This window comes from Rhodococcus jostii NBRC 16295, from assembly GCF_001894825.1.
Lineage (GTDB): Bacteria > Actinomycetota > Actinomycetes > Mycobacteriales > Mycobacteriaceae > Rhodococcus_F > Rhodococcus_F jostii.
The window spans coordinates 1-20,654 of record NZ_BCWY01000038.1; the positions used below are offsets into that span (position 1 = coordinate 1).

Sequence of the window (20,654 nt, forward strand, 5' to 3'; positions counted from 1 at the left end):
CGCCCCGACCACGGCGGCGAGTACCTGAGCGAAGCGCTGCGCGTCACCCGGACCCTGCACGTCGATCGCCCACGTGCCGTCTCGCTCGTCCACGGCGACCGATACTGTGCCACCAAAAGCGTCGTCACCGAGGGCGGCGTCACCGTGGGCGTCCCACTGCTCCACCACGGCGACGGCACCCTCGCCGAGGCGCTCGACGCCGAGCGGTTCCCGGATCCCGCCCGCCACCGACCACAGGTCCGCCGGACCGCTGTCGGACGCGGCGAGGAAGCGGTGTCTCCGGGACCGCCGAAGCTGCAGTCCGACCTGCCGTGTCAGTGCGTCGAACGTGAGTTGCGTTGTGAGGGAACACCTGACGGGCGTGGTCGCCCCATGCTCCCGGTGTCCGAGTACCAACTCGTCGACATCGGTGAGGCTCTGCCAGTACACCGCGACCGCGGCGAGCAGGACCGCGGCCGCGCCGCCGCCGCTGCGGCGCGCGAGCCGCAGGAGTCGGCCGTCGGCGGGAACGGTCACCCGGCGCGGGTTCTCCCCCGCGGCGACCGGACCGGCCGGTGCCTGCCGGTCCGGAGCCCCGGCGAGCAGGTGTTCCCAATAACGCCGGTCTTCGGGCCACGCATCGCTTTCGCGGTAGCGTGCGTCGGACGTCAGTGGGACGGTGGGCGTCACGAACGGCCAGGACGCCGGCGGCGCGCCGGTGTCCCCCGACTCGTAGGTCTCGGCGGTACGACGGACGATCGCCGTCATGCCCGGCTCGTCGTTGACCAGGCGGTGACAACGCTGGAACCAGCCGTAGCGGCCGTGCGGCAGGCGGAACAGCACGTGCACGGAGAGCGGCCCGGTGGTCACGTCCATCGGACGCACCAGTTCGTCGTCGATCCACGCCCGTACGAAGTGCTGGGGATCTTCGGTCTCCATGGCGTCGACGATGTCGGGGCCGGCCGGCGCGGCCCCGGCGATCTGTCCGGGTTCCGGGCCGTCGAGAACGAAAGTGGTGTGCAGGCATCCGCATTCGGTCAGTGTCTGCCGCAGTGCCCGGCAGAGCCGGTCTTCGTCGAGCGGTCCGTCGAGTTCGAGATACTGGGAAAGCGTGGCGTCCGGGCCGGTGCGGAGCGTTGCGAGCTGATCGAAGGTGAGCGGCAGCACCTCACCGCTAGCCGGCACCTCACCGGTAGTCATGGAAGCCTTGTCCGGTCTTACGCCCGAGGTGACCGGCCTCGACCAGAGTGACGAGCGACGTTGGTGGGCGGTAGTGATCGTCGCCGGTCAGTTCGCGCAGCGCGGTCATGGTGTCGTGGACGTTGTCCAGACCGATCAGGTCGGCCGTTCGCAGCGGCCCCATCGGATGGCCGAGGCAGCCTTCGAACAGTGCATCGGTGGTCTCCGCGTCGGCCACTCCGTCGTCGAGAGCGGCCGCTGCCTCGGCGATGCACAGCATGAGGACGCGGTTCAGCACGAAGCCGGGTCCGTCGCCGACGACGATGCCGGTCTTGTTCAGCGACGCGAGCAGGGCCAGCGCACGGTCCAGCGTGTGCGGCGACGTCCTGGGCCCTCGCACCACCTCGACCGTGTCCTTGAGCGGCGCGGGGTTCATGAAGTGCAGCCCGACGACCTGTTCCGGCCGGGTGGTGCTCGCCGCGATCCGGTCGACGGGGATGCCCGACGTGCAGGTCGCGAGAATCGTCTCGGGTCCGCAGAGGCGGTCGAGTTCGGCGAAGAGCTTCTCCTTGAGATCGATTCGTTCGGGGGCGCATTCGACGACGAACGTGGTGTCGCGCAGATCGGTCATCTCCCCCGTCCACCGCACCCGCGCGCTCACTTCGGCGGGTTTCGGACCTCCCGTCCGCCCGAGCAGGATCGCCAGGCGCAGCGAGTCGCGCATCCGCGCGCGGGCCCTGTCGACCGCCTGCGGGTCGGGATCGACGACGGTCACGTCGTGACCGGCCTGTGCGAGGCATTCGGCCACCCCGGCGCCCATGGTTCCCGCCCCCACCACACCGACTCTCATCGCATTGCCTCTCTCATTGCACGGCCTCCGAGGAGAATCCGGTGTCGTCCTGATGGACGTATTCCGTCGCCACCTCCTGGGCGGGCAGGTCGGGACGAGCCGCGAGTGCCGTCAGCAACCGGCGGAGATCTGCGAGCATCGCGGCGGCGGTGCCGCGGTCGAAGAGGTCGGTGGCGTAGTCGAGTTCGAGGGTGAGCGCGGTGGGGCCGCGGGTCCACGACAGCCCGAGTTCGACTGGCGACGGGCCGGCCGGCTCGGCGGTACCGTCGCGTTCCCCGGTGCAGCGCACCGGGAAGGGCGGTGCTGCCGGGCCGACCGCGGCGGTCTCAGCGGACAGCTCCCGGCGGACGGCCGCCACGAGGTCCGGGAAGGTGGGGTCCTCGGACATGTCCACGGCCACGAGCCGTGGCGGCACTCCCAGTGCCGGGACGGTGTCGACCGCCACCTCGTCCTGCGCGGTGTACCAGGCGAGGAGCGTGAGCCAGGCGGCGAGCAGTTCCGGGAGGCCCGGGGTGCCGTCGAACGGGGCCGTCACCCGCGCCGTCGAGTAGGTCGGTGCCGCGCTTGCCGGAGTGTGTCGGGGCCGGTCGGCGGGGACGTACGGGGGCGACACGGTGCGGGCCGCCGGGACAGCGGATGCGTCGGTGAGGAACACGCCGATCTGCTGTGTGCGAGGGGAATCCGCTATTCCTTGGAGGATGTGGACGTACTCGGCGCACAGCGCGGCCGCGGTCTGTTCGGTGAACAGTTCCGCGCTGAACTCGAGGCCCGCGGCCATGTCGTCCTCGCCGCCCCGTTCGGTGGTGACGAGGGTGAGATCGAATTTGGCCGTGCCGGACGGCACCCCGCCGAACGCGATGGCCGCGGGATCCTCCTGATCGAACAGCGTCTCGGTGAGTCCCTGCTGCGATTGCAGCGCCGGCAGTTCCTGGTGGACGTGGCAGACGTCGAACAGGGGTGTCCGGCTCAGGTCGCGGTCGCCGGTGAGCGCGGTGACGACGCGGTCGAACGGGATCTCCTGGTGTTCGAGGGCGCCCAGCACGACATCCCGTACGCGGGCGCACAGTTCGGTGATGCTCGGCTCCCCGGACAGGTCGGCGCGCAGGGCCACGGTGCTGTTGAAGTACCCGATCATGCCGGCGAGTTCGGACCGGTTGCGTCCGGTCGTCGGTGTCCCGACCACCAGGTCGCGCTGGTTGCTCCGGCTCGCCATGAGGAGGTAGAACGCGGAGAGCAGCACCACGAACAATGACACCGACTCCCGACGCGCCACCGCCCGCAGGCTCGTCGTCAGTTCCTCCGAGATCGTGAACGTGTGGAACGCGCCGGTGAAGTTCTTCCGCTCCGGCCGCGGGAAGTCCGTGGGCAGCCGCAGCAGCGGAACGTCGTCCAGAACCCCGCGCCAGTACTCCAGTTCGGGGGCGAGCACGGCGCTCGCGATCAACTCCCGCTGCCACAGTGCGTAGTCCCAGTACTGGACGGGCAGCGGCGTGAGGTCTGCGGGACGCCCGGACCGGCGGGCGGCGTACAGGGCGGGCAATTCCTGCTCGAAGATCCGCGGGGAACCCCCGTCGTTGACGGAGTGGTGGGTGGTGACCTGCAGGACGTGCTCGTCCGGGCCTATCTTGACGAGCAGCGCGCGGACGAGCGGGTCGGTGGCCAGATCGAACGGCGCGATGGCCGCCTCGTGCACGAGGGCACGCGCCGCGGTCACCGGATCCGGTTCGCCCGACACGTCGGCGGTCCGGAAGAAGTCGCCGAGGGATTCCCGGATCCGGAGTTCGGGCTCCCCGTCGACGTCGACGTAGTTGGACAGCAGCACCCGGTGCCGGGCGGCCAGGTCGTCCCACATTCCCCGGACCGCGGACTCGTCGATCGGCCCGTGGAGTTCGCTGACCATCGGCAGGTTGTAGATGGTCGTCGCCGCGTCGAGTTGGTGGTGGAACCACATGCGTGCCTGCCCGAACGACATCACGTACTGCCCGCGCGGGGTGATCGGCGGCAGTCCGCCCGTCGCGGATGTGCCGTCGTCGAGGAGGGCGGCGAAATCGGCGACCCTGGGTCGCTCGTAGAGGTCGATCAGCTTGGGCCGCATCCCGTACTGCTCGGCCACCCGGTCGACGAGTTGCATGGCGATGAGCGAGTTTCCGCCGAGGTCGAAGTAGTCGTCTTCGGCGCCGACGTCGCTCTCCGTGTGGAGCAACTCCCGCAGGGTCGCCTGCAACCAGTCGAGGCTGTCTTCCGGGGCCACGGCGGTGGATGCCGGGTTCGGCGCGGGCAGGAGCACGTCCGGGGCGTCGTCCCATTCGGGTTGGTCCGGGAGATCGAACCAGCAGCGCGAGCCGCCCATCGGGTGACCGGGTAGCCGGACCCGCCAGGCGGTGTCGGCGGCGAGGTCGACGGCCGCCCAGTCGAGGTCGATTCCGCGCTCGTACAGCCCGGCCAGGAGGTGGGTGACGGCCCAGGACGTGTCCGGTGCCCGGACGATCTCGGCGTCCGGCCGGTCGCCGAGTGCGTCGGCGAGCAGCGTGCCGAGGCGTCCCTGCGGGCTCGGTTCCACGAAGACGACGGGTCCGTCCGACAGCATGCCCTTCGCGACGGCGACGAGCCGATCCGCGTCGATCGACGGGTCAGCGGCCGCGGCGGCGATGTCGGCGGCACCGACCGCCGAGAGGGTTTCGCGCAGATACCGGGCCGCGTAGCGGGACACTCCGCCGCTGAGGACGGCGTCGACGGTGACGCCTGCGGCGCGCAGTTCCCGGTGGACGGCGATCTGACCGGCGAGGAGATCTGCCACGTCGCCGGTGGCGGGGAGCTCCGGCGGGAGGGCGCGGCCACGCAGTCCGGCGGGCATCCGGTCGGGCGACAGCAGGAGAGCCACGGCGGGTGCGCGCCGGGTCGCGGGAGCGGATTGCCCACCGCGGGTGTCGAGTTCGGCGGCGCGCACGCGGAGTGCGTCCGACAGCTCGGCGATGGTGCGCGCCTGCACCGCCACCCGGTGGTCGTGATGCGGGCGGCCGCGGTTGAGGGTGAACGCGACGTCGTCGAGGTCGACCCCGCGCACCGCGGTCGCGAGTTCGGCGCACAGGACGGCCAGCGCGCCGGCGCTCTTCGCCGACACCCCGACGAGTCGCGGTGCGTCCTCGGCTGCGGATCGGGATACCGGGGCGCGCTTCGGCGGCTGCTCCACCACGCAGTGCGCGTTGATTCCGCCGAGACTGAACGAACTCACCCCCGCCCGCCGGGGACCGCTCTCGTCGCTCCACGTCCGGGCCCCGGTGAGCACCTCGATCCCGGTGCGGCCGAGGTCGACACCGCCGGTGGGGTGTTCGAAGTGCAGCGACGGGTACAGCTCGCCGTGCTCCACCCCGAGGATCGCTTTCACGAGACCGGACACTCCGGCGGCGTGGTCGAGGTGACCGATGTTCGTCTTCACCGAGCCGATGGGCAGGGCGCCGGGACGATCCTGGAACGCTGCCGCGATCCCTTCGAGTTCGACCGCGTCGCCGAGCGGGGTTCCGGATCCGTGGGCCTCGAGGTATCCGGCGGCGCTCGGGGCGAGCCCCGCGTTCCGCCAGGCCCGGGAGATGACGGCCACCTGCGCCCGGGCGCTCGGGGAGCTGATGGTTGCGGACGAGTGACCACTGGACACCGTTGCGGTGCCGCGAATCACGGCATGGACGGGGACGCGGTCGGCGCGTGCCCGGGCCATCGTCGTGAGGAGAAGCACCGCGCCGCCCTCACCGACCGCCGTTCCGTCCGCGCTCGCGTCGAACGCCCGGCAGCGTCCGCCGGGTGACATCAGTTCGGCGGATCCCCCCGCCATGTCGGCGCGGATTCCGTTCACGCGCAGACTGACACCGCCCGCCAGGGCGAAGTCGGCGTCGCCGGACCGCAGTTCCCGGCAGGCGTGGTGCACCGCGATCAGCGACCCGTTGCATCCCGAATCGACGGCATAGCAGGGCCCGGTGAGCCCGAGGTGGTACGCGATCCGCGCCGGGACGGCGAACGGGACGTTGCCCAGTGTGCTGAGCACACCCGGTTCCGCCCACATCGCCGGATATGTCGAGGTGGCCCCGCTGAACACCACCGCGGTCGCGCTGTCACGGAAGTCTGCGACGGAGTAGCCGGCGTCCTCGACCGCCTGATGCGCGAGGACGAGGGCGAGGCGCTGCTGCGGGTCGATCAGCGACGCTTCGCGTTTCGACAGGGTGAAGTACGAGTAGTCGAATGTGGCGATGTCTTCGACGAATCCCATCGCGTGGTACTGCGACGGTGGGCCCAGCCCGGTCGCCTTCGCCCGGGACCGCGACAGTGGGCGCACCGAATCCCGGCCGGCGGCGAGGTTGGCGCGGAATTCCGCGAGGTTCGCGGCCTCGGGGTAGCGCGCGGCGATGCCGATCACGGCGATGGCGTCGTCGTCCGGTGTCGGGTGTCGCACCGTCACTGTTGCCTCCTCCCTGCTGGGTCAGAACTCGTAGGTGGCGGGCGTGGACGCGTCACCTGTCCGGGTGGGGTTAGAGATCGCCTCTGCCTGCGCTGCCACTGTGACGAGGTCGAACAGCTGGCCGACCCGCAGAGTCCCGGGCCACCGCTCCTCTAGGCGTCGCTGCAGTTCCACGACGCGGTGCGAGTTGCCGCCGACGTCGAAGAACCCGTCTTCGGGGCCGAAGTCGTCGTGTCCCAGCACCGCAGCCCAGGCCTCTGCCACCGACCGCTCCAGCGCGGTCCACCGTTGCCGCGAACCTCCACCCACAGGTTCGGTTCCGGCGACGAGTGCGCGCAGGGCGTCCTCGTCCACCGCGCCGTCGGCCGATCGCGGGACGGCGCCGAGTGCGACGAACCGTGCGGGCACGAGCCGGGCGTCGAGCCGCTCGGCGCTGAACTCCCGCAGGTCGTCCGCCATCGGAAGCACCGCCGCGGCGGCCGCTGGGACCCAGAAGGCGGTGACCCCGGCCGTGGTCGTGAGCACGACCGCTTCGCGGACCGCAGGGTGGCGTGCCACGACTTCCGTGACCGACCGCGTCGGCGTGTCGGGTGCGGTGACGTTCACCAGCTGCCCGGATCGGTTCCACCGGGCGAGGCCGCCGGTCCGGACCATCCGCGTGCCGGGGGCACCGAACGGGTTCGCGACGAACGTGGTGGCCGCCGCCCGCGCCGAGGTGTGGGGCTCCCGCGTGTCGGCGACGTACACCGCCCCGGTCACGCCCTCGGAGGCCATCCGCAGCCGCGGGTCGAGGACGACAGTATCCGCCGCCGCGCTCCATTCGCGGAGCCGGATCCGCTCGTCCGGGGCGAGCACGTCGATGTCGCCTACGGCTCCGTGCGGATCGGTGACGACCGCGGCGAGGATCCTGGTGAACCGATCGGCGAGCGCCTGGGCCGTCGCCGCATCGAAAAGATCCGTGGAATAGGTGAATCCGGCCGTCATCCCCTCCGGCGTGCCGGACTCGTCGTACCGCTCGCGCACCGTCAACTGCAGGTCGAAGAGGGATACCTCGACGTCGGGTTCGAGCACTTCGGCGTGCAGGTGCGGGAGGGCAAGATCGGGATGTTCGGTGTTCCGGAATTCGAGCAGCACCTGGAACAGTGGTGAATACGACTGGGAGCGCGGGGGGTTCAGCGCCTCCACCACCCGTTCGAACGGCACGTCGGCGTGCGCGTAGGCCGCGAGGTCGGTGTCGCGGACCTGTTCGAGGAGTTCCTCGGCGGTCCCCGACACCCGGGTCCGGAGCACGAGGGTGTTGACGAACATCCCCACCACGTCGTCGAGGACGGCGTCGCCGCGGCCCGCCACCGGTGACCCGATCACCACGTCGCCGGAACCGCCCGACCGCGACAGCAGCACGGCGAGGGCCGTGTGCACGACCATGAATACGGTGCACCGCCGGGTCCTCGCCAGCGCCACCACATCCCGGTGCAGGTCGGCCCCGATGGAGAACTCCACGCGGTCGCCGGAGGGGGAACGACGCTGCGGGCGCTCACGGTCCGCAGGCAACTCGGTCACGGCCGGCGCACCGGCGAGGGTGGAACGCCAGTAGTCGAGTTGCCGCGAGACCAACGATTCGGGGTCGTCCTCCGAGCCGAGAAGTTCCCGCTGCCACAGCGTGTAGTCGGCGTACTGCACCGGCAGCGGCTCCCAGCCCGGCGCGCGACCCTCGGATCGGGCCGGGTAGGCCGTCATCACGTCCCGGGCCAATGGAACCATCGAGAACCCGTCCGCCGCGATGTGGTGCACCACGACGACGAGGACGTGCTCCCGCTCGCCGAGTGCGAACAGCCGCGCCCGCATCGGGACCTCGGCGGCGACGTCGAATCCCGTCGTCACGAGATCGGAGATCTGGTCGCGAACAGGCGCCTCATCCGTCGACACCGTGAGTTGCGCGACGTGACCCGCGCCGACGACGACCTGGGTGGGCTCCGCGTCTCCATACGGGTACCGGGTGCGGAGCGATTCGTGCCGGTCCACCACGTCGCCGAGGGCGGCGGTCAGCGCGTCGATGTCCAATTCACCCGACAGCCGGACGATCATCGCCACGTTGTAGGCGGGCGAGGACGGATCGAATTGATTGAGGAGCCACATCCGGCGCTGCGCCCACGACAGGGGAACCGTATCCGGGCGCCGCGACGCGACCGCCGCGGGCCGGGCCTCCCCACCGGCGGTCTCACGCGCGATCCGCGCTGCGAGGGCCCGCACGGTCGGGGATTCGAAGATCTCGCGGACACCGACGTCCGCGCCGAGAGCGGCCCCCAACCGCGCGACCACCTGCGTCGCGGTCAGGGAGTTGCCGCCGGACGCGAAGAAGTCGTCGTCGGCACCGACCGCACCGATCCCGAGGACCTCGGAGAACACCTCCGCCACCGCCGATTCGAACGGTGTCTCGGGTGGGCGGAAGATGCGGGGCGCGAATTCCGGCTCCGGCAGCGCATGCCGGTCGACCTTGCCGTTGGCGCCGAGCGGGAGGTGTTCGAGGACGGTCACGGACGCCGGCACCATGAACGGGGCCAGCACCGACGCGGCGAACCCCAGCACCTCGGCGGTGTCGAGGTCCGCACCCTCCTCCGCCGTCACGTATCCGGCGAGAACCGCCTCGGCGGCAGGTGTCCGGCGGACCACGACCACGGCCTGCGCGACTCCAGGGCAGCCGGTGAGCGCGGCCTCGACCTCCCCCGGCTCCACCCGCTGACCACGCAGCTTCACCTGGAAATCGTTGCGGCCCAGATACTCCAATCGCCCGTCGCGCGTCCACCGCATGAGATCGCCGGTGCGGTACATGCGGGAACCGGCCTGGTCGAACGGGTTCGCGACGAACGAGGCGGCGGTCGACCCGGACCGCCGGTGGTAGCCGCGCGCCAGACCCTCGCCCAGCACGTACAGCTCACCCACCACACCGACCGGAACCGGGCGCAGCCACTCGTCGAGGACGAGTTCGCGGACACCCCGCATCGGGTGGCCGATGCGCACGGGGTCGCCGGGTGCCATCGGGTCACCGACGTTCGACATCACCGTCGTCTCCGTCGGCCCGTACCCGACGAGCAGGGTCCGCCCGGACGCCCAGCGGGCCAGCAACTCCGGCGGGCAGCGTTCGCCACCGACGACGAGTGCCCGCAACAGGCGTAAGCCGCGCGGGTCGATCGTGGCCAGGACCGCCGGTGTGACGAATGCGTGCGTGATCCGCTCTGCCGCCAGTAGTTCCGTCAGTGCGGCACCGCCGTATACCTGTGGCGCCGCGATGACCAGACGCGCACCGGCACCGAAGGCCATGAGGTACTCGAGTATCGTCGCGTCGAATCCGGGCGACGCGAGATTCAGGACGCGCGACGCATTCGTCGTGGCATACCGGGTGCGCTGCTCGATCGTGAAGTTCTGCAACCCGGCGTGCGGGATCACGACGCCCTTCGGCGTGCCCGTCGACCCGGACGTGTACATCAGGTACGCCGGATGGTCCGGCCGCAGTGGCACCACGCGGTCTGCGTCGGTGATCGCCTTGGACTCCCATCTCCGCGTCGGCCCGGGGTAGTCGAGGAGCAGCCACTCCACCCCGTCGGGCATCCGCTCACGCTGTTCGGCGACGGTGAGTCCCGCCGCCGCCCCGGAGTCGGCGAGGATGTCGGCGATCCTTCCGGGCGGGAGGCTGGGGTCCACCGGCACGAACGACGCACCCGACTTCGCCACCGCCCACACCGACACCACCAGTTCCACGGATCGGAAGAGTCCGATCGCCACGTGGTCTTCGGGTCCGATTCCGCGGCGGATCAGCACCCAGGCCAGGCGGTTCGACCAGTCGTCGAGTTCGCGATACGACATCACCGCGTTGCCGTAGGACAGGGCGACGGCGTGCGGATCCCGCGAAGCCGCGGCCGAGAGGATCTCGGGGAGCAGCCGTGTCGTGCCGCCGGGCCGGCCGCGCACCGGGACGAGTGCGTCGCGTTCCGCGGCGCCCAGGAGATCGATGCGCGCGAGCGGCACCTGAGGGTCGGCGACCACCGTCTCGAGGAGCCGCAGGAACCGTTCGGCGAAGGTCCGGACGGTGGCGGCGTCGAAGATGTCGGTGGCATAGGTGAATCCGGCTCCGATCCCGGCCGGTCCGCCGTCCGCCGCGAATCGTTCGGCCAGTGTCAGCTGCAGGTCGAAGGTGGAGACGGACACACCGAGGTCGATCTCCTCCACCCCCACTTCCGGCAGGCTCGGGGTCGGCCTCGTCACGTCCTGGAACTCGAACAGCACCTGGAACAGCGGCGCGTGCGCGGTGGTACGGGGGAGGTCCAGGGCCTCGACCACCCGCTCGAACGGCACCTCCGCGTGTGCGAATGCCTCCAGATCGCGGTCCCGCACTGCGGTGAGGACGGTGGCGAAGGAGTCGGCGCCGTGCACCGGCGTGCGCAGGGCCAGGGTGTTGACGAACATGCCGACCACGTCGTCGAGTGCGGCCTCCCCGCGCCCCGCCACCGCTGATCCGATCACCACGTCGTTCGTGCTCCCCAGGCGCGACACCAGCACCGCGAGCGCCGCGTGCGCGACCATGAACACCGTCGCGTCGTGTTCTCGTGCAAGGGCGACCACGGCCCGGTGCAGACGGTCCCCGATCTCGAACGACTCCCGCGCCCCGGCGAGCGAGCGGTGTTCGGGGCGGGCGCGATCCATCGGCAGATCCGTCACCACCGGTGCGTCGGCGAGCGCGGACCGCCAGTACCCGAGTTGGCGGGACATCAGCGATCCGGGATCGTCCTCCGATCCGAGTAGTGCCCGTTGCCAGTTGCTGTAGTCGGCGTACTGGACCGGCAGCGGCACCCAGTCCGGCGCGTGCCCGTGCACCCGGGCGGTGTACGCGGCCGTCACGTCCCGGGCGAGCGGGGCCAGCGACAACGCGTCCGCCGCGATGTGGTGCACCACCAGGGCCAGGACGTGTTCACGCGGACCGACCTCGAACAGGTGCGCCCGCAGCGGAACCTCGGTGGTCACCTCGAAGCCCGCCGACAGCGCTCCCGCGAGCCGGTCGCGGAGGTCGCGCTCCCCCGCCACCGCCACCGCACGGAGGGCAGGCACCGCGTCCGCCGCCGGGATCACCGACTGCACAGGCGTGTCCTCCCGCATCGGGAAGACCGTCCGCAGCGCCTCGTGCCGGTCCACCACGTCCGTCAACGCGGCGTGCAGCGCTGCGACGTCGAGTGAGCCGTGCAGCCGGAACGCCGCCGCGATGTTGTAGGCGGGTGACGTCGTGTCGAACTGGTCGAGGAACCACATCCGCGTCTGCGCGAGCGACACCGGGGCGGGTGTGGAGCGATCGGTCGCCACCAGCGGCGGCCGGCCCGTCGCATCCGCCCGGCCCACCCGGGTCGCCAGCGACCGCACCGTCCGCGCCTCGAAAACGTCGCGCACACCCACACCCGCGCCGAGCGCCTGGTGGATCCGCGCCACGACCTTCGCCGCGATCAGCGAGTTGCCCCCGAGCGCGAAGAAGTCGTCGTCGACACCGACGGCGGGCACGCCGAGCAGCGCGGCGAAGATGACCGTGAGCGACTCCTCGACGGCGGTGCCCGGTGCCGCGAATGCGGCACGGGAGTCGGTCAGCGGCGCCGGGAGTGCCGCGCGGTCCAGCTTCCCGTTGACGGTGAGCGGCAGCCGGTCGAGAACGGTCAGCGAGTTCGGAATCATGTACGACGGCAGTGCCGTTCGCGCGTACTCCAGAACCCTGTCCGTCACAGCGATCGCACCCGCGTCGGGAACGACGTACGCGGCCAGTGCCGGACCGGTCACGGGATCGTCGCGCATCGTCACGACCACCTGAGCGACCCCGTCGCACCGGCCCAGCACCCACTCCACCTCGCCGAGTTCCACCCGGAATCCCCGGATCTCGACCTGGAAGTCTTCGCGCCCGAGGTATTCGAGGCTGCCGTCTCGCCGCCACCGCACGATGTCCCCGGTCCGATACATCCGGGTTCCGGCCTCGTCCGCGACGAAGCGTGCTGCCGTGAGCGCGGCGCGGCCGAGGTAGCCACGCGCCACTTGTGTTCCGGCCACGTACAGTTCGCCCGCCACACCGACCGGCACCGGATGCAGGCGCGGGTCCCGCACCGACACGTGCAGCCCGGGGATCGCCCGCCCGATCACGCTCGTCCAGGCGGCGACCGCGAGTCCGCGGTCGAGCCGCAGGTGACTCACGTGCACCGTCGTCTCGGTGATGCCGTACATGTTCACGAGCACGGGCGCGTCCTCGTCGTGCCGGGAGTACCAGCGTTCAAGCTGCCCGAGGTCGAGCGCCTCGCCGCCGAGCACGACGTAGCGCAGCGGCAGGGCGTCGGCACCGTCGTCGGTGGAGGTGGCGTCGATCAGCTGGAAGAACGCGGTCGGGGTCTGGCTCAGCACCGTCACCCGTTCGCGGCGCAGCAGTTCGAGGAACGCGACGGGCGACCGGGTGGTGTCGAAGTCGACGACGACGAGGGTCCCGCCGTGCAGCAGCGCGCCCCACAGTTCCCAGACGGAGAAGTCGAACGCCGGGGAGTGGAACATCGTCCACACGTCGGTGTCCCGGAACCGGAACAGGTCCCGGGTGCTGGTGAACAGAGCGACGACGTTGCGGTGCGACACCGCGACGCCCTTCGGCCGTCCCGTCGACCCCGACGTGTAGACGACGTACGCCAGTGCGCCCGGGTCGATCGGCGCCCGGTCCGCGTCGGTCAGCGGCGTCGCGGGGAGGTTTCCGAGATCGTCGGTCACCGAATCGAGCAGCAGGACGGGAATGTCCGACGTCGGCAACGACGGCGCGGTGTCCCCGGTGGCCAGGACGCACGCCGGGCGGGCGTCGTCGAGCACCAGGGCGGAGCGCTCACCGGGGTGGTCGGCGTCGATCGGGACATACGCCGCCCCTGCCTTGACGACGGCGACGAGCGCGACGACCAGCACCGCCGATCGTGGCAGCGCGACCGCGACCGTCGACTCCGGACCGACGCCCCACGAGAGGAGTTGGCGTGCAAGACGGTTCGACCGGGCGTCGAGTTCCCCGTAGCTCAGCCGCTCGCCACCCGACACGACGGCGGTGGCGCCGGGGGTCCGCGCCGCCCGGGCCGCGAACAGTGCGCCGAGCGTCGTGTCCTGGGCGGGGCCCGCGTGCCGGGTCGACCACTCCCGCAGCAGCGCGTGTTCGGCCGGTTCGACCAGGTCGATGTCCCCGATCACGACGGACGGGTCCGTGGCTGCGGTGTGGGCGGCGCGCACGAAGCGGCGAGTGATTGCCTGGGCGGTGTCGGCGTCGAACAGGTCTGTCGCATAGGTGAATCGGACCGACTCCGCCGACACCGTCACCTGCAGGTCGAGGTCGCCGAGTTCGTGGGGCCGGTCCGAGAATTCGAGCAGCACCTGGAACAGCGGCGCGTGGGACACCGACCGCGGCGGGTCCAGCGCATCCACGATCCGCGAGGCGGGTACGCCGCGGTGAGCGAACGCCTCCGCCTCCGCGTCGCGCACCGCGTCGACGAACTCGGTGAATCGGTCGGCGGCGCGGACGCGGGTCCGCAGCACCACGACGTCCGCGTCCGTCCTCGCCCCGAGGACGATGTCGTCCGTTCGGGCCGAACGAGACAGCACCACCGCGAGCAGCGCGTGCGTCACGGTGGCGACGTCCGTCCGGTGTTCTGCCGCGAATGCCCCCAGGGTGCGGTGCACTTCCGGATCGAGCACGGCGTCGACGACGGCGCTGCGGCCGGACGGCCGGGCCGGACGCGGCCGGTCGGTGGGCAGGTCCAGCACCGGGGGCGCGTCGGCGAGTGTGCGCGTCCAGAAGTCGAGCCGGGCCGTCTCCTCGTGGACGGCGCCGACCGCGTTGTCCGCGTCGGCTGCGAGGAAGTCGCCGAGCAGTTCCACGAACCGCCGGTGGTGCGCGCCGACCTCGTCGGCGTCGTACCGGTTGGGGTTGGCCAGGAAGTGGACGAAGGTCCGGACCGGGGCGCCGCTCTGGTACACGTTGACGAGCAGGTCCTCGACCGGGCCGGACGTGACGATGTGGTACTCGCCGACGAGCTGCCCCAGGGCGAGTTCCTGATGGAAGAGCATCACATTGACCATCGGACCCGACAGCGACTCCGCCGCAGCGGCCCCCGCGTCGCGCCGGATGTCGCCGAGCCCGAGACGCTGGTGCCGCAGCGCACCTAACAGGTCGAGTTGCACCCGCTCGACCAACTCCCCCACCGTGTCCTCGGGACGGATCTGCACGGGAAGCGGCACGATGCCCGCCACCATGCCCCCGGACCGTCGCAGGGTCGCGGTGGTCCTCGCCGACACCGGAATCTTCACGAGCACATCCCGGCGCCCGGTCATCCTCGACAGGTAGCAGGCGAACGCGGCGATGATCTCCGCCGTCCCGTGGGTGCCGGCCTCGCCGAGGGCACGTTCCGCCGCGTCCGGGAGCGGTGCGGCGGCGTCGGTGCTCGTGGCGACCGCGGGACCGGTCCTCCGCGCGAGGCTCGATCCGGGCCCGAGACCGTCGATCCGGTCCGCCCAGAACTGCCGGTCCGCGGCGAAGCGACTCGACGACCGGTACTGCTGATCGACGTCGTACAGGTGTCGGGGGTCTGCGGCCTCGTTCGCCGGCAGGTCCCGGCCGAGGACCGCCGCGGTGTACCGGGCCGCGATGCGGTTGAGCATCGTCATCGCGCCGTAGCCGTCGAGGGCGACGTGGTGAATCTTGCTGTACCACAGGTAGTGTTGGTCACCGACGCGGAGAATCGAGGATTCGACGAGGCGGTCGCGAGTGAGATCCAGCGGCGTCTCGCAGTCTGCGTGCATCCACCGCCGGGCCGCGGCCACCGGCTCGGTGTCTCCGCGGAAGTCGACCAGCCCGATCGACCGGTCCGTGGCCGGGTCGACCAACTGGAACGGCTGACCCTCCCGGTCGATCAACCGCAGGAACGGCGAGCCGAATTCGTCCGCGGTGGCCACGGTGGCCTCACGCAGGAGGTCGACGTCCAGGTCGCCGTGCACCTCGACGTACTGGGCGATGCACAGCGGCACGTCGGGGGCCAGCTGCTGGGCCAGCCACGCCTCGTACTGCGCGGACGACAGCGGGAACGGCAGTTCCTCGTGCTCGGTGGCGGCGTGGTCGGTGGCGCCGGAACGCTCGTCACTCACCGTCACCACCTCCGCCCGGGAGCAGCATCCGGCGCAACGCCGCCTCGTCGACCTTGCTGCTCGGTGCCAGCGGCAACGCGCCCAACGCGAGAAACCGGTCGGGCACTGCCTGCGCGACGAGGCGTTCGGCGCAATGGGCGATCAGGTCGCGCGGTGTGGGCAGCAGGGTCGCCGCGGCCGCGGGTACCCAGAACGCGGTCAGCGCCGCCTCCCCGTACTCGTTGGCGGTCGCGAGGACCACGGCCTGGTGCACCGCGGGGTGGCTCTCCAGGGCGGCCTCCACCGCGTGCCTCTCCACCCGGGCGCCGCGCACCTTCACCTGTCCGTCGCACCGTCCACAGAATTCGATGTCGCCGTGCGGATCCACGCGGGCCAGGTCACCCGTGTGGTACATCCGGGCACCCGTCCCCGCCGCGAACAGGTCGGCGACGAAGCGGGCTGCCGTGGCCGCCGGCCGGGACGCGTACCCCTCGGAGATCTGGGGACCCCCGACGTACAGGTCACCCACCGTCCCGTCGGGCACCACCCCCAGTTTCGCGTCGAGGACGTAGGCGGTGCTCGCCCCGAGCGGTCTGCCGATCGGGGCGATCGAGGCGGGCACTTCGCGCACCGGGTGAGCCAGGCAGCTGACGGTCGTCTCCGTCGGACCGTACTCGTTGCTCAGGGGGACCCCGGGCAGCACCGCGCGGTGCTGTTCGACGAGTGTGCCCGGAAGCGCTTCGCCCGCAAGGGTCACCAACCGCAGATGCCCGCGCAGCGGGGCGAGGTGCGGCAGCAGCAGCCGGTAGAAGGAGGGGGTCGCGACCAGGTGGGTGGTCCGCCACTTCCGTGCGAGTGCGGCCACGGCGTCGGCGTCCATCAGTTCGTGCGCGTCCGGGAGCACACTGGTGCCGCCGGTGCACAGCGCCCACAGGGTCTTCAGCAGGGATCCGTCCCACGTGAGCCGGAACGCGGAGAACGTGACCAGGTCGTCCTCGTCGTAGTCGTAGTTGCGGCCGTCGACCATGCTCGCGAGGTTGGCCCGGCTCGCGACGACGGCCTTGGGGATGCCGGTCGACCCGGACGTGGTGATCACGTACGCAGGGGTGGCGGCAGGCACGTCCTCAGGGAGATCGGCGGACGGTTCGGCGTCGGGTGGGTGGCCGGTGGCCCGGTCGTGCAGCGCCGGAACGTGTTCGCCCGCACTGCGGGCCAGCGTCCGGACCGATTCGGTGGGTGTCTGCGGGTCCGCGGATCCGAAGACGATCGCACCGCAGTCGATGTCGTCGAGGAGGGTACGAAGCAGAGCCGCCGGATGTCCGGGCTCGATCACACACCACGCCGCGCCCACCCGCAGCGCGGCGATCATCGCCACCACCGTGTCGGCACTCTGCCGCTGATGGACAAGCACGACCTGACCGGGCCGCACCCCCTCGGCGCGGAGTTGCCGCGCCAGTGCCGCACTCGCCGAATCGAGTTCGCGGTACGTCAGCGACCGATCGCCCACCACGATCGCGATCCGGTCGGGAACCCGCAGGCACTGGCGAAGGATCTCGGCTGCCACTCCGCCTCGCGCGACCACGTCCGTCATGGGAGCGCACCCTCTCCGAGAACCCGGACGTGACCGGCGCCGGCCGTCGCCCCTCGGGAATCGTCGAACACCAGCATCGTCCGCTCGGCGGCCGAGTCGAGCACCTCGAAGCCCGCGAAACGCAGGGTCACCAGCATGACCCGGTTGACATCGGTGGGCACGAACTCGGCGAGGGCCCGTCTACCGTGGGCACGCGCCCGGTCGACGACGTGCCGGATCAGCGCCGTGCCCACGCCACGGGACATCACCCGGCACGACATCAGCAGCAATTGCAGGACGGAGTTCTCGCCGCGTATCTCCGACACCGCGAGCCCGATCGTGCCGTACCCGCCGAACCGGTCGCCGAGGGACGCGACGAGCACCTCGTGGTCGTCCGACGCACACAGGCGGCGCAGTTCGTCGATGTCGAAAGTTCTTCCCGTCGTGTTGAGTTGGTGTGAACGGACGGTCAGCTCGTGGGCACGGTCGAGGTCGTCCTCGGTCGCTCTGCGGACCGTCATGACCAGGTCGAGGGAGGCCAGGAACTCGGAGTTCGAACCCGGAAAAACCTGTTCGCTCGCCTGCCGGACCCGCTCGGCGTGATACAGCGACCTGCGCTGCCGGGCCTCCGCCGTGACGGCGGGCGGCGTCAGCTCGGGAAGGTCCGGGAACGACGCGATCTGCTCGGCCCGGTAGCAACGCACGGGGGGCAGCGCCTCGGACACCTCGGCACGCTCGACGGGATCGTTGTCGACGAAGGCGATGGTGTCGAGGCCGACGTTCAACATCTCCGAGATGCGGCGCACGGCCTCCGACTTCGGCCCCCAGCCGACGTCGATCGCGCAGAACAGTTCCTCGAGTCCGTGCAGGCGCAGATGCGCGGCGGCGGGTTCGAACTCCCCGCGGCTCGCCACCGCGTGCAGGATCCCCCGGCGGTCGAGCACGTCCAGTGCCCGCAGGGCGTCCGCGTTCGGGACGGGGGCATCCTGTTCGAGGACGACACCGTCCCACAGGGTGTCGTCCAGATCCCAGACCATGCACTTGACCGTCTGCTCCACCGCGATCACGCCCCGTCCCGCGGCGTGTCCGGCAGCCGTCGGAGCAATGCGCTGCTCCACGCCGCGACCGGGCTGCTGTTCATGATCACGCAGTAGTCGCCGGGCATCTGGGACGGCGCCACGCGCTCCAGGTTCGCCGCGACGTCCACGGATCCGAGGTGGCCGAACCGCGCGAGGTTGTCGCCGCACACGGGATCGATGGTGACGTCGAGTGCCTCCTGCCAGAACGCGAACGCACCGACCGACAGGTTCTGCATGAGAAAGACGCCGATCGCGTCCTGCTGCAGTCCGTTCCGGGCCAGCAGTTCGGCGTTGATCTCCGTGAACCGCTTCCGGCTTTCGACCGCGAGGCGAAACGAGTACGTCGGCTCGTCGGCGCATACCTCGGCCCACTCGGCCTCGCGGACGTCGCGGTAGTCGATACGGAAGAGGTCGGCGTATTTCCCGTCGCTGCGGATTATCTGGTCGACGAGTTCGTACCGGCCGGTCCCCGACGTCGTCAGCAGCAGCGCCGCGGCGCCGTCGCCCAGCAACGTCATCGGCGACCGGTACCGCGACCGGGTCGGGGTCTTCGCCGCCGCCACGACGAGCACGTTCCGGCACCGGGGGTCGCCACGGAGCAGCGCCGATGCCAGCGTGAACGCCGCCGACACGGACACACACCCCAGATCCCCCACCCCGGTGGTGAACGCCTGGCTCGCACCGAGCCGGTGTTGCAACCGGGTGGACTCGGACGCGAGCAGATACTGCGGAACCCGGCCCTGGACGAGGAGCAGTGCGTCGAGTTGCGTCGCGTCGAGACCCGACTTCGTCAGCGCATCTTCCGCCGCCGCGTGGGCCAGATCCGCCTCGGCGAGACCGATTCCGATCCGCACCGTGTCGATTCCCAGCGACAGTGCGTGCTCGCGCTGCGCGATCGGCAGTTCGTCGAGTTCCGGCAGGCCCGCCACGGTCACCTCGTCGTCCGGGAACCAGAGCGCGACCGATTCGATCGTGACCGGTCGGTCGGCCGTCATCGCGCACCTCCCCCGAGCACGTAGTCACCGATCTGGAGTTCGGCGACCTCCGTCGCGCCCTCGATGATCTCCATGACCTTGGCGTCCCGGAAGAAACGCCCCACCCGGCTACCGGGGGCGCACCCGGCGGCGCCGAGCACCTGAACGGCCTGCCGGCTCACCGACCCGGCGACCCGGGCCGCGGCGTACTTCGCGGCGATCGTGGCGAACAGCGCGCTCGGCTCACGCGCGTCGCGTTGTTCGGCGGCGCGTTCGCACAGGGCGCGGGCGCCGGCGGCATCCACCCAGCTACGACCGAGGATCGCGCGAACCGAGTCGTGCTCGGACAACACGGCGCTCCCCTGCACCCGGGTGGACGCGTGCGCGACGGTGTCGGCGAGGCACGCGCGCGTCATCCCGGCACACCCCCACGCGATGGTGTACCGGCCGTGGTCCAGGGCCGTGCCCACCACGTGGGACAGTCCGAAACCCGGCGGTGCGATCAGGTGATCCGCGGGGACGACCACGTCGTCGAACGCGATGTGCGCGATCCTCGCGCCGCGCATGCCCAGCTGTCCGTGGATCGGTTCGACGGAGACTCCGGGTGAGTCGGTCTCGACGAGTGCGGTCGTCAGCCCCGCCGGCGATCGGCCGAGGACGAGCAGCACGTCCGCCACCTCACCGAACGTGACCCACAGCTTCCGGCCCGAGATCCGGTGGTCGGAGCCGTGCGGCTCGAAACCGGTACTCACAGACGAGAGGTCGCTGCCGGCACCGGTTTCGGTGGCGGCGAAACCGGCGAGGAGTTCGCCGGTGGTCAGGGCCGGCAGCCACTGAGCCCGCTGTTCCGCGGTACCCCACCGATCGACCGTGGCGTTGACCATCCCCTGCACGGTCAGCAGTGACCGCAGCGACGTGCAGACCGCCCCGAGTCTTTCTGCGACCGAGCCGAGTTCGGCCGCGGTCAGGCCGAGCCCACGGCAGTCCTTCGTCCGGTCGAGGCCGAGGACACCGGCCCGCGCGGCAGCCCCGATGACGTCGACCGGCAGTCCGGTCTCGTCCCAGTTGGCGGCGTCGGTCTCGGCAGAGGCGACGAGCGTGTCGATCCCGATCACGGCGACGCCCCGTCCGTCGCACGAAGCTGCTCGCCCCGCTTTCTCCGTATGAACCCCGCCACCCGGGCCGCGGTGCGGAAGTTGTCGAGGTCGAGATCTTCGACCTCGACCACGACGTCGTGGGAGCCCTCGATGTACGTGACGATCTCCAGGGCCCGCAACGAACTCACCAATCCCAGGGTGAAGTAGTCGTCGTCGGGTCCGAGTTCCGTCGACGTGATCGAGCTCAGGTACTGCCGTAGCTGCTCGACCAGCTCGTCACGGGACTCGGGCACAGGGGCATTTGCTGTGTCCATGAGCCTGGG

The 20,654-nt window shown here is 70.9% G+C and carries 9 protein-coding genes; all 9 read right to left on the minus strand.

From position 1 onward, the window contains the following. Positions 1–1,179: condensation domain-containing protein (locus RJ1_RS23590; RefSeq protein WP_255284900.1), on the minus strand; the 1,179-nt coding region annotated here is incomplete at its 3' end. Beyond that, positions 1,166–2,008 (minus strand): 3-hydroxyacyl-CoA dehydrogenase family protein, encoded by an 843-nt coding sequence (locus tag RJ1_RS23595; RefSeq protein ID WP_073364444.1) that lies wholly within the window; start codon positions 2,006–2,008, stop codon positions 1,166–1,168. The genes RJ1_RS23590 and RJ1_RS23595, both read right to left, overlap by 14 nt. A gap of 13 nt (positions 2,009–2,021) precedes the next feature. Then, entirely contained in the window at positions 2,022–6,455 is a 4,434-nt protein-coding gene (locus RJ1_RS23600) for a condensation domain-containing protein (protein ID WP_073364445.1), read from the minus strand. 21 nt (positions 6,456–6,476) lie between these two features. Further along, positions 6,477–15,632 (minus strand): non-ribosomal peptide synthetase, encoded by a 9,156-nt coding sequence (locus RJ1_RS23605; protein WP_073364537.1) that lies wholly within the window; start codon positions 15,630–15,632, stop codon positions 6,477–6,479. Next, a complete protein-coding gene (locus RJ1_RS23610; RefSeq protein ID WP_073364447.1) occupies positions 15,625–17,202 on the minus strand; it encodes an amino acid adenylation domain-containing protein in 1,578 nt (525 codons plus the stop codon). Before RJ1_RS23610 ends, RJ1_RS23605 begins: the two co-directional genes overlap by 8 nt. Continuing rightward, positions 17,199–18,248: an HAD-IIIC family phosphatase gene (locus RJ1_RS23615; RefSeq protein ID WP_073364548.1), complete on the minus strand. Its 1,050-nt coding sequence runs from the start codon at positions 18,246–18,248 to the stop codon at positions 17,199–17,201. Before RJ1_RS23615 ends, RJ1_RS23610 begins: the two co-directional genes overlap by 4 nt. Then, entirely contained in the window at positions 18,245–19,255 is a 1,011-nt protein-coding gene (locus RJ1_RS23620; protein ID WP_073364448.1) for a 3-oxoacyl-ACP synthase, read from the minus strand. Before RJ1_RS23620 ends, RJ1_RS23615 begins: the two co-directional genes overlap by 4 nt. Beyond that, complete coding sequence (locus RJ1_RS23625; RefSeq protein WP_073364450.1) at positions 19,252–20,349, minus strand: acyl-CoA dehydrogenase family protein; 1,098 nt, start codon at positions 20,347–20,349, stop codon at positions 19,252–19,254. The genes RJ1_RS23620 and RJ1_RS23625 overlap by 4 nt, the downstream gene beginning before the upstream one ends. Further along, on the minus strand, positions 20,346–20,645 hold the full coding sequence (locus RJ1_RS23630; protein WP_009474881.1) for an acyl carrier protein: 300 nt from the start codon (positions 20,643–20,645) through the stop codon (positions 20,346–20,348). The genes RJ1_RS23625 and RJ1_RS23630 overlap by 4 nt, the downstream gene beginning before the upstream one ends. Between the last annotated feature and the right edge of the window lie 9 nt (positions 20,646–20,654).

Bases quoted from the DNA above. Each gene is read 5' to 3' on its own strand.
- RJ1_RS23610 (WP_073364447.1), bottom strand. From the start codon at position 17,202: ATGACGGACGTGGTCGCGCGAGGCGGAGTGGCAGCCGAGATCCTTCGC.
- RJ1_RS23595 (WP_073364444.1), bottom strand. From the start codon at position 2,008: ATGAGAGTCGGTGTGGTGGGGGCGGGAACCATGGGCGCCGGGGTGGCC.
- RJ1_RS23620 (WP_073364448.1), bottom strand. From the start codon at position 19,255: ATGACGGCCGACCGACCGGTCACGATCGAATCGGTCGCGCTCTGGTTC.
- RJ1_RS23630 (WP_009474881.1), bottom strand. From the start codon at position 20,645: ATGGACACAGCAAATGCCCCTGTGCCCGAGTCCCGTGACGAGCTGGTC.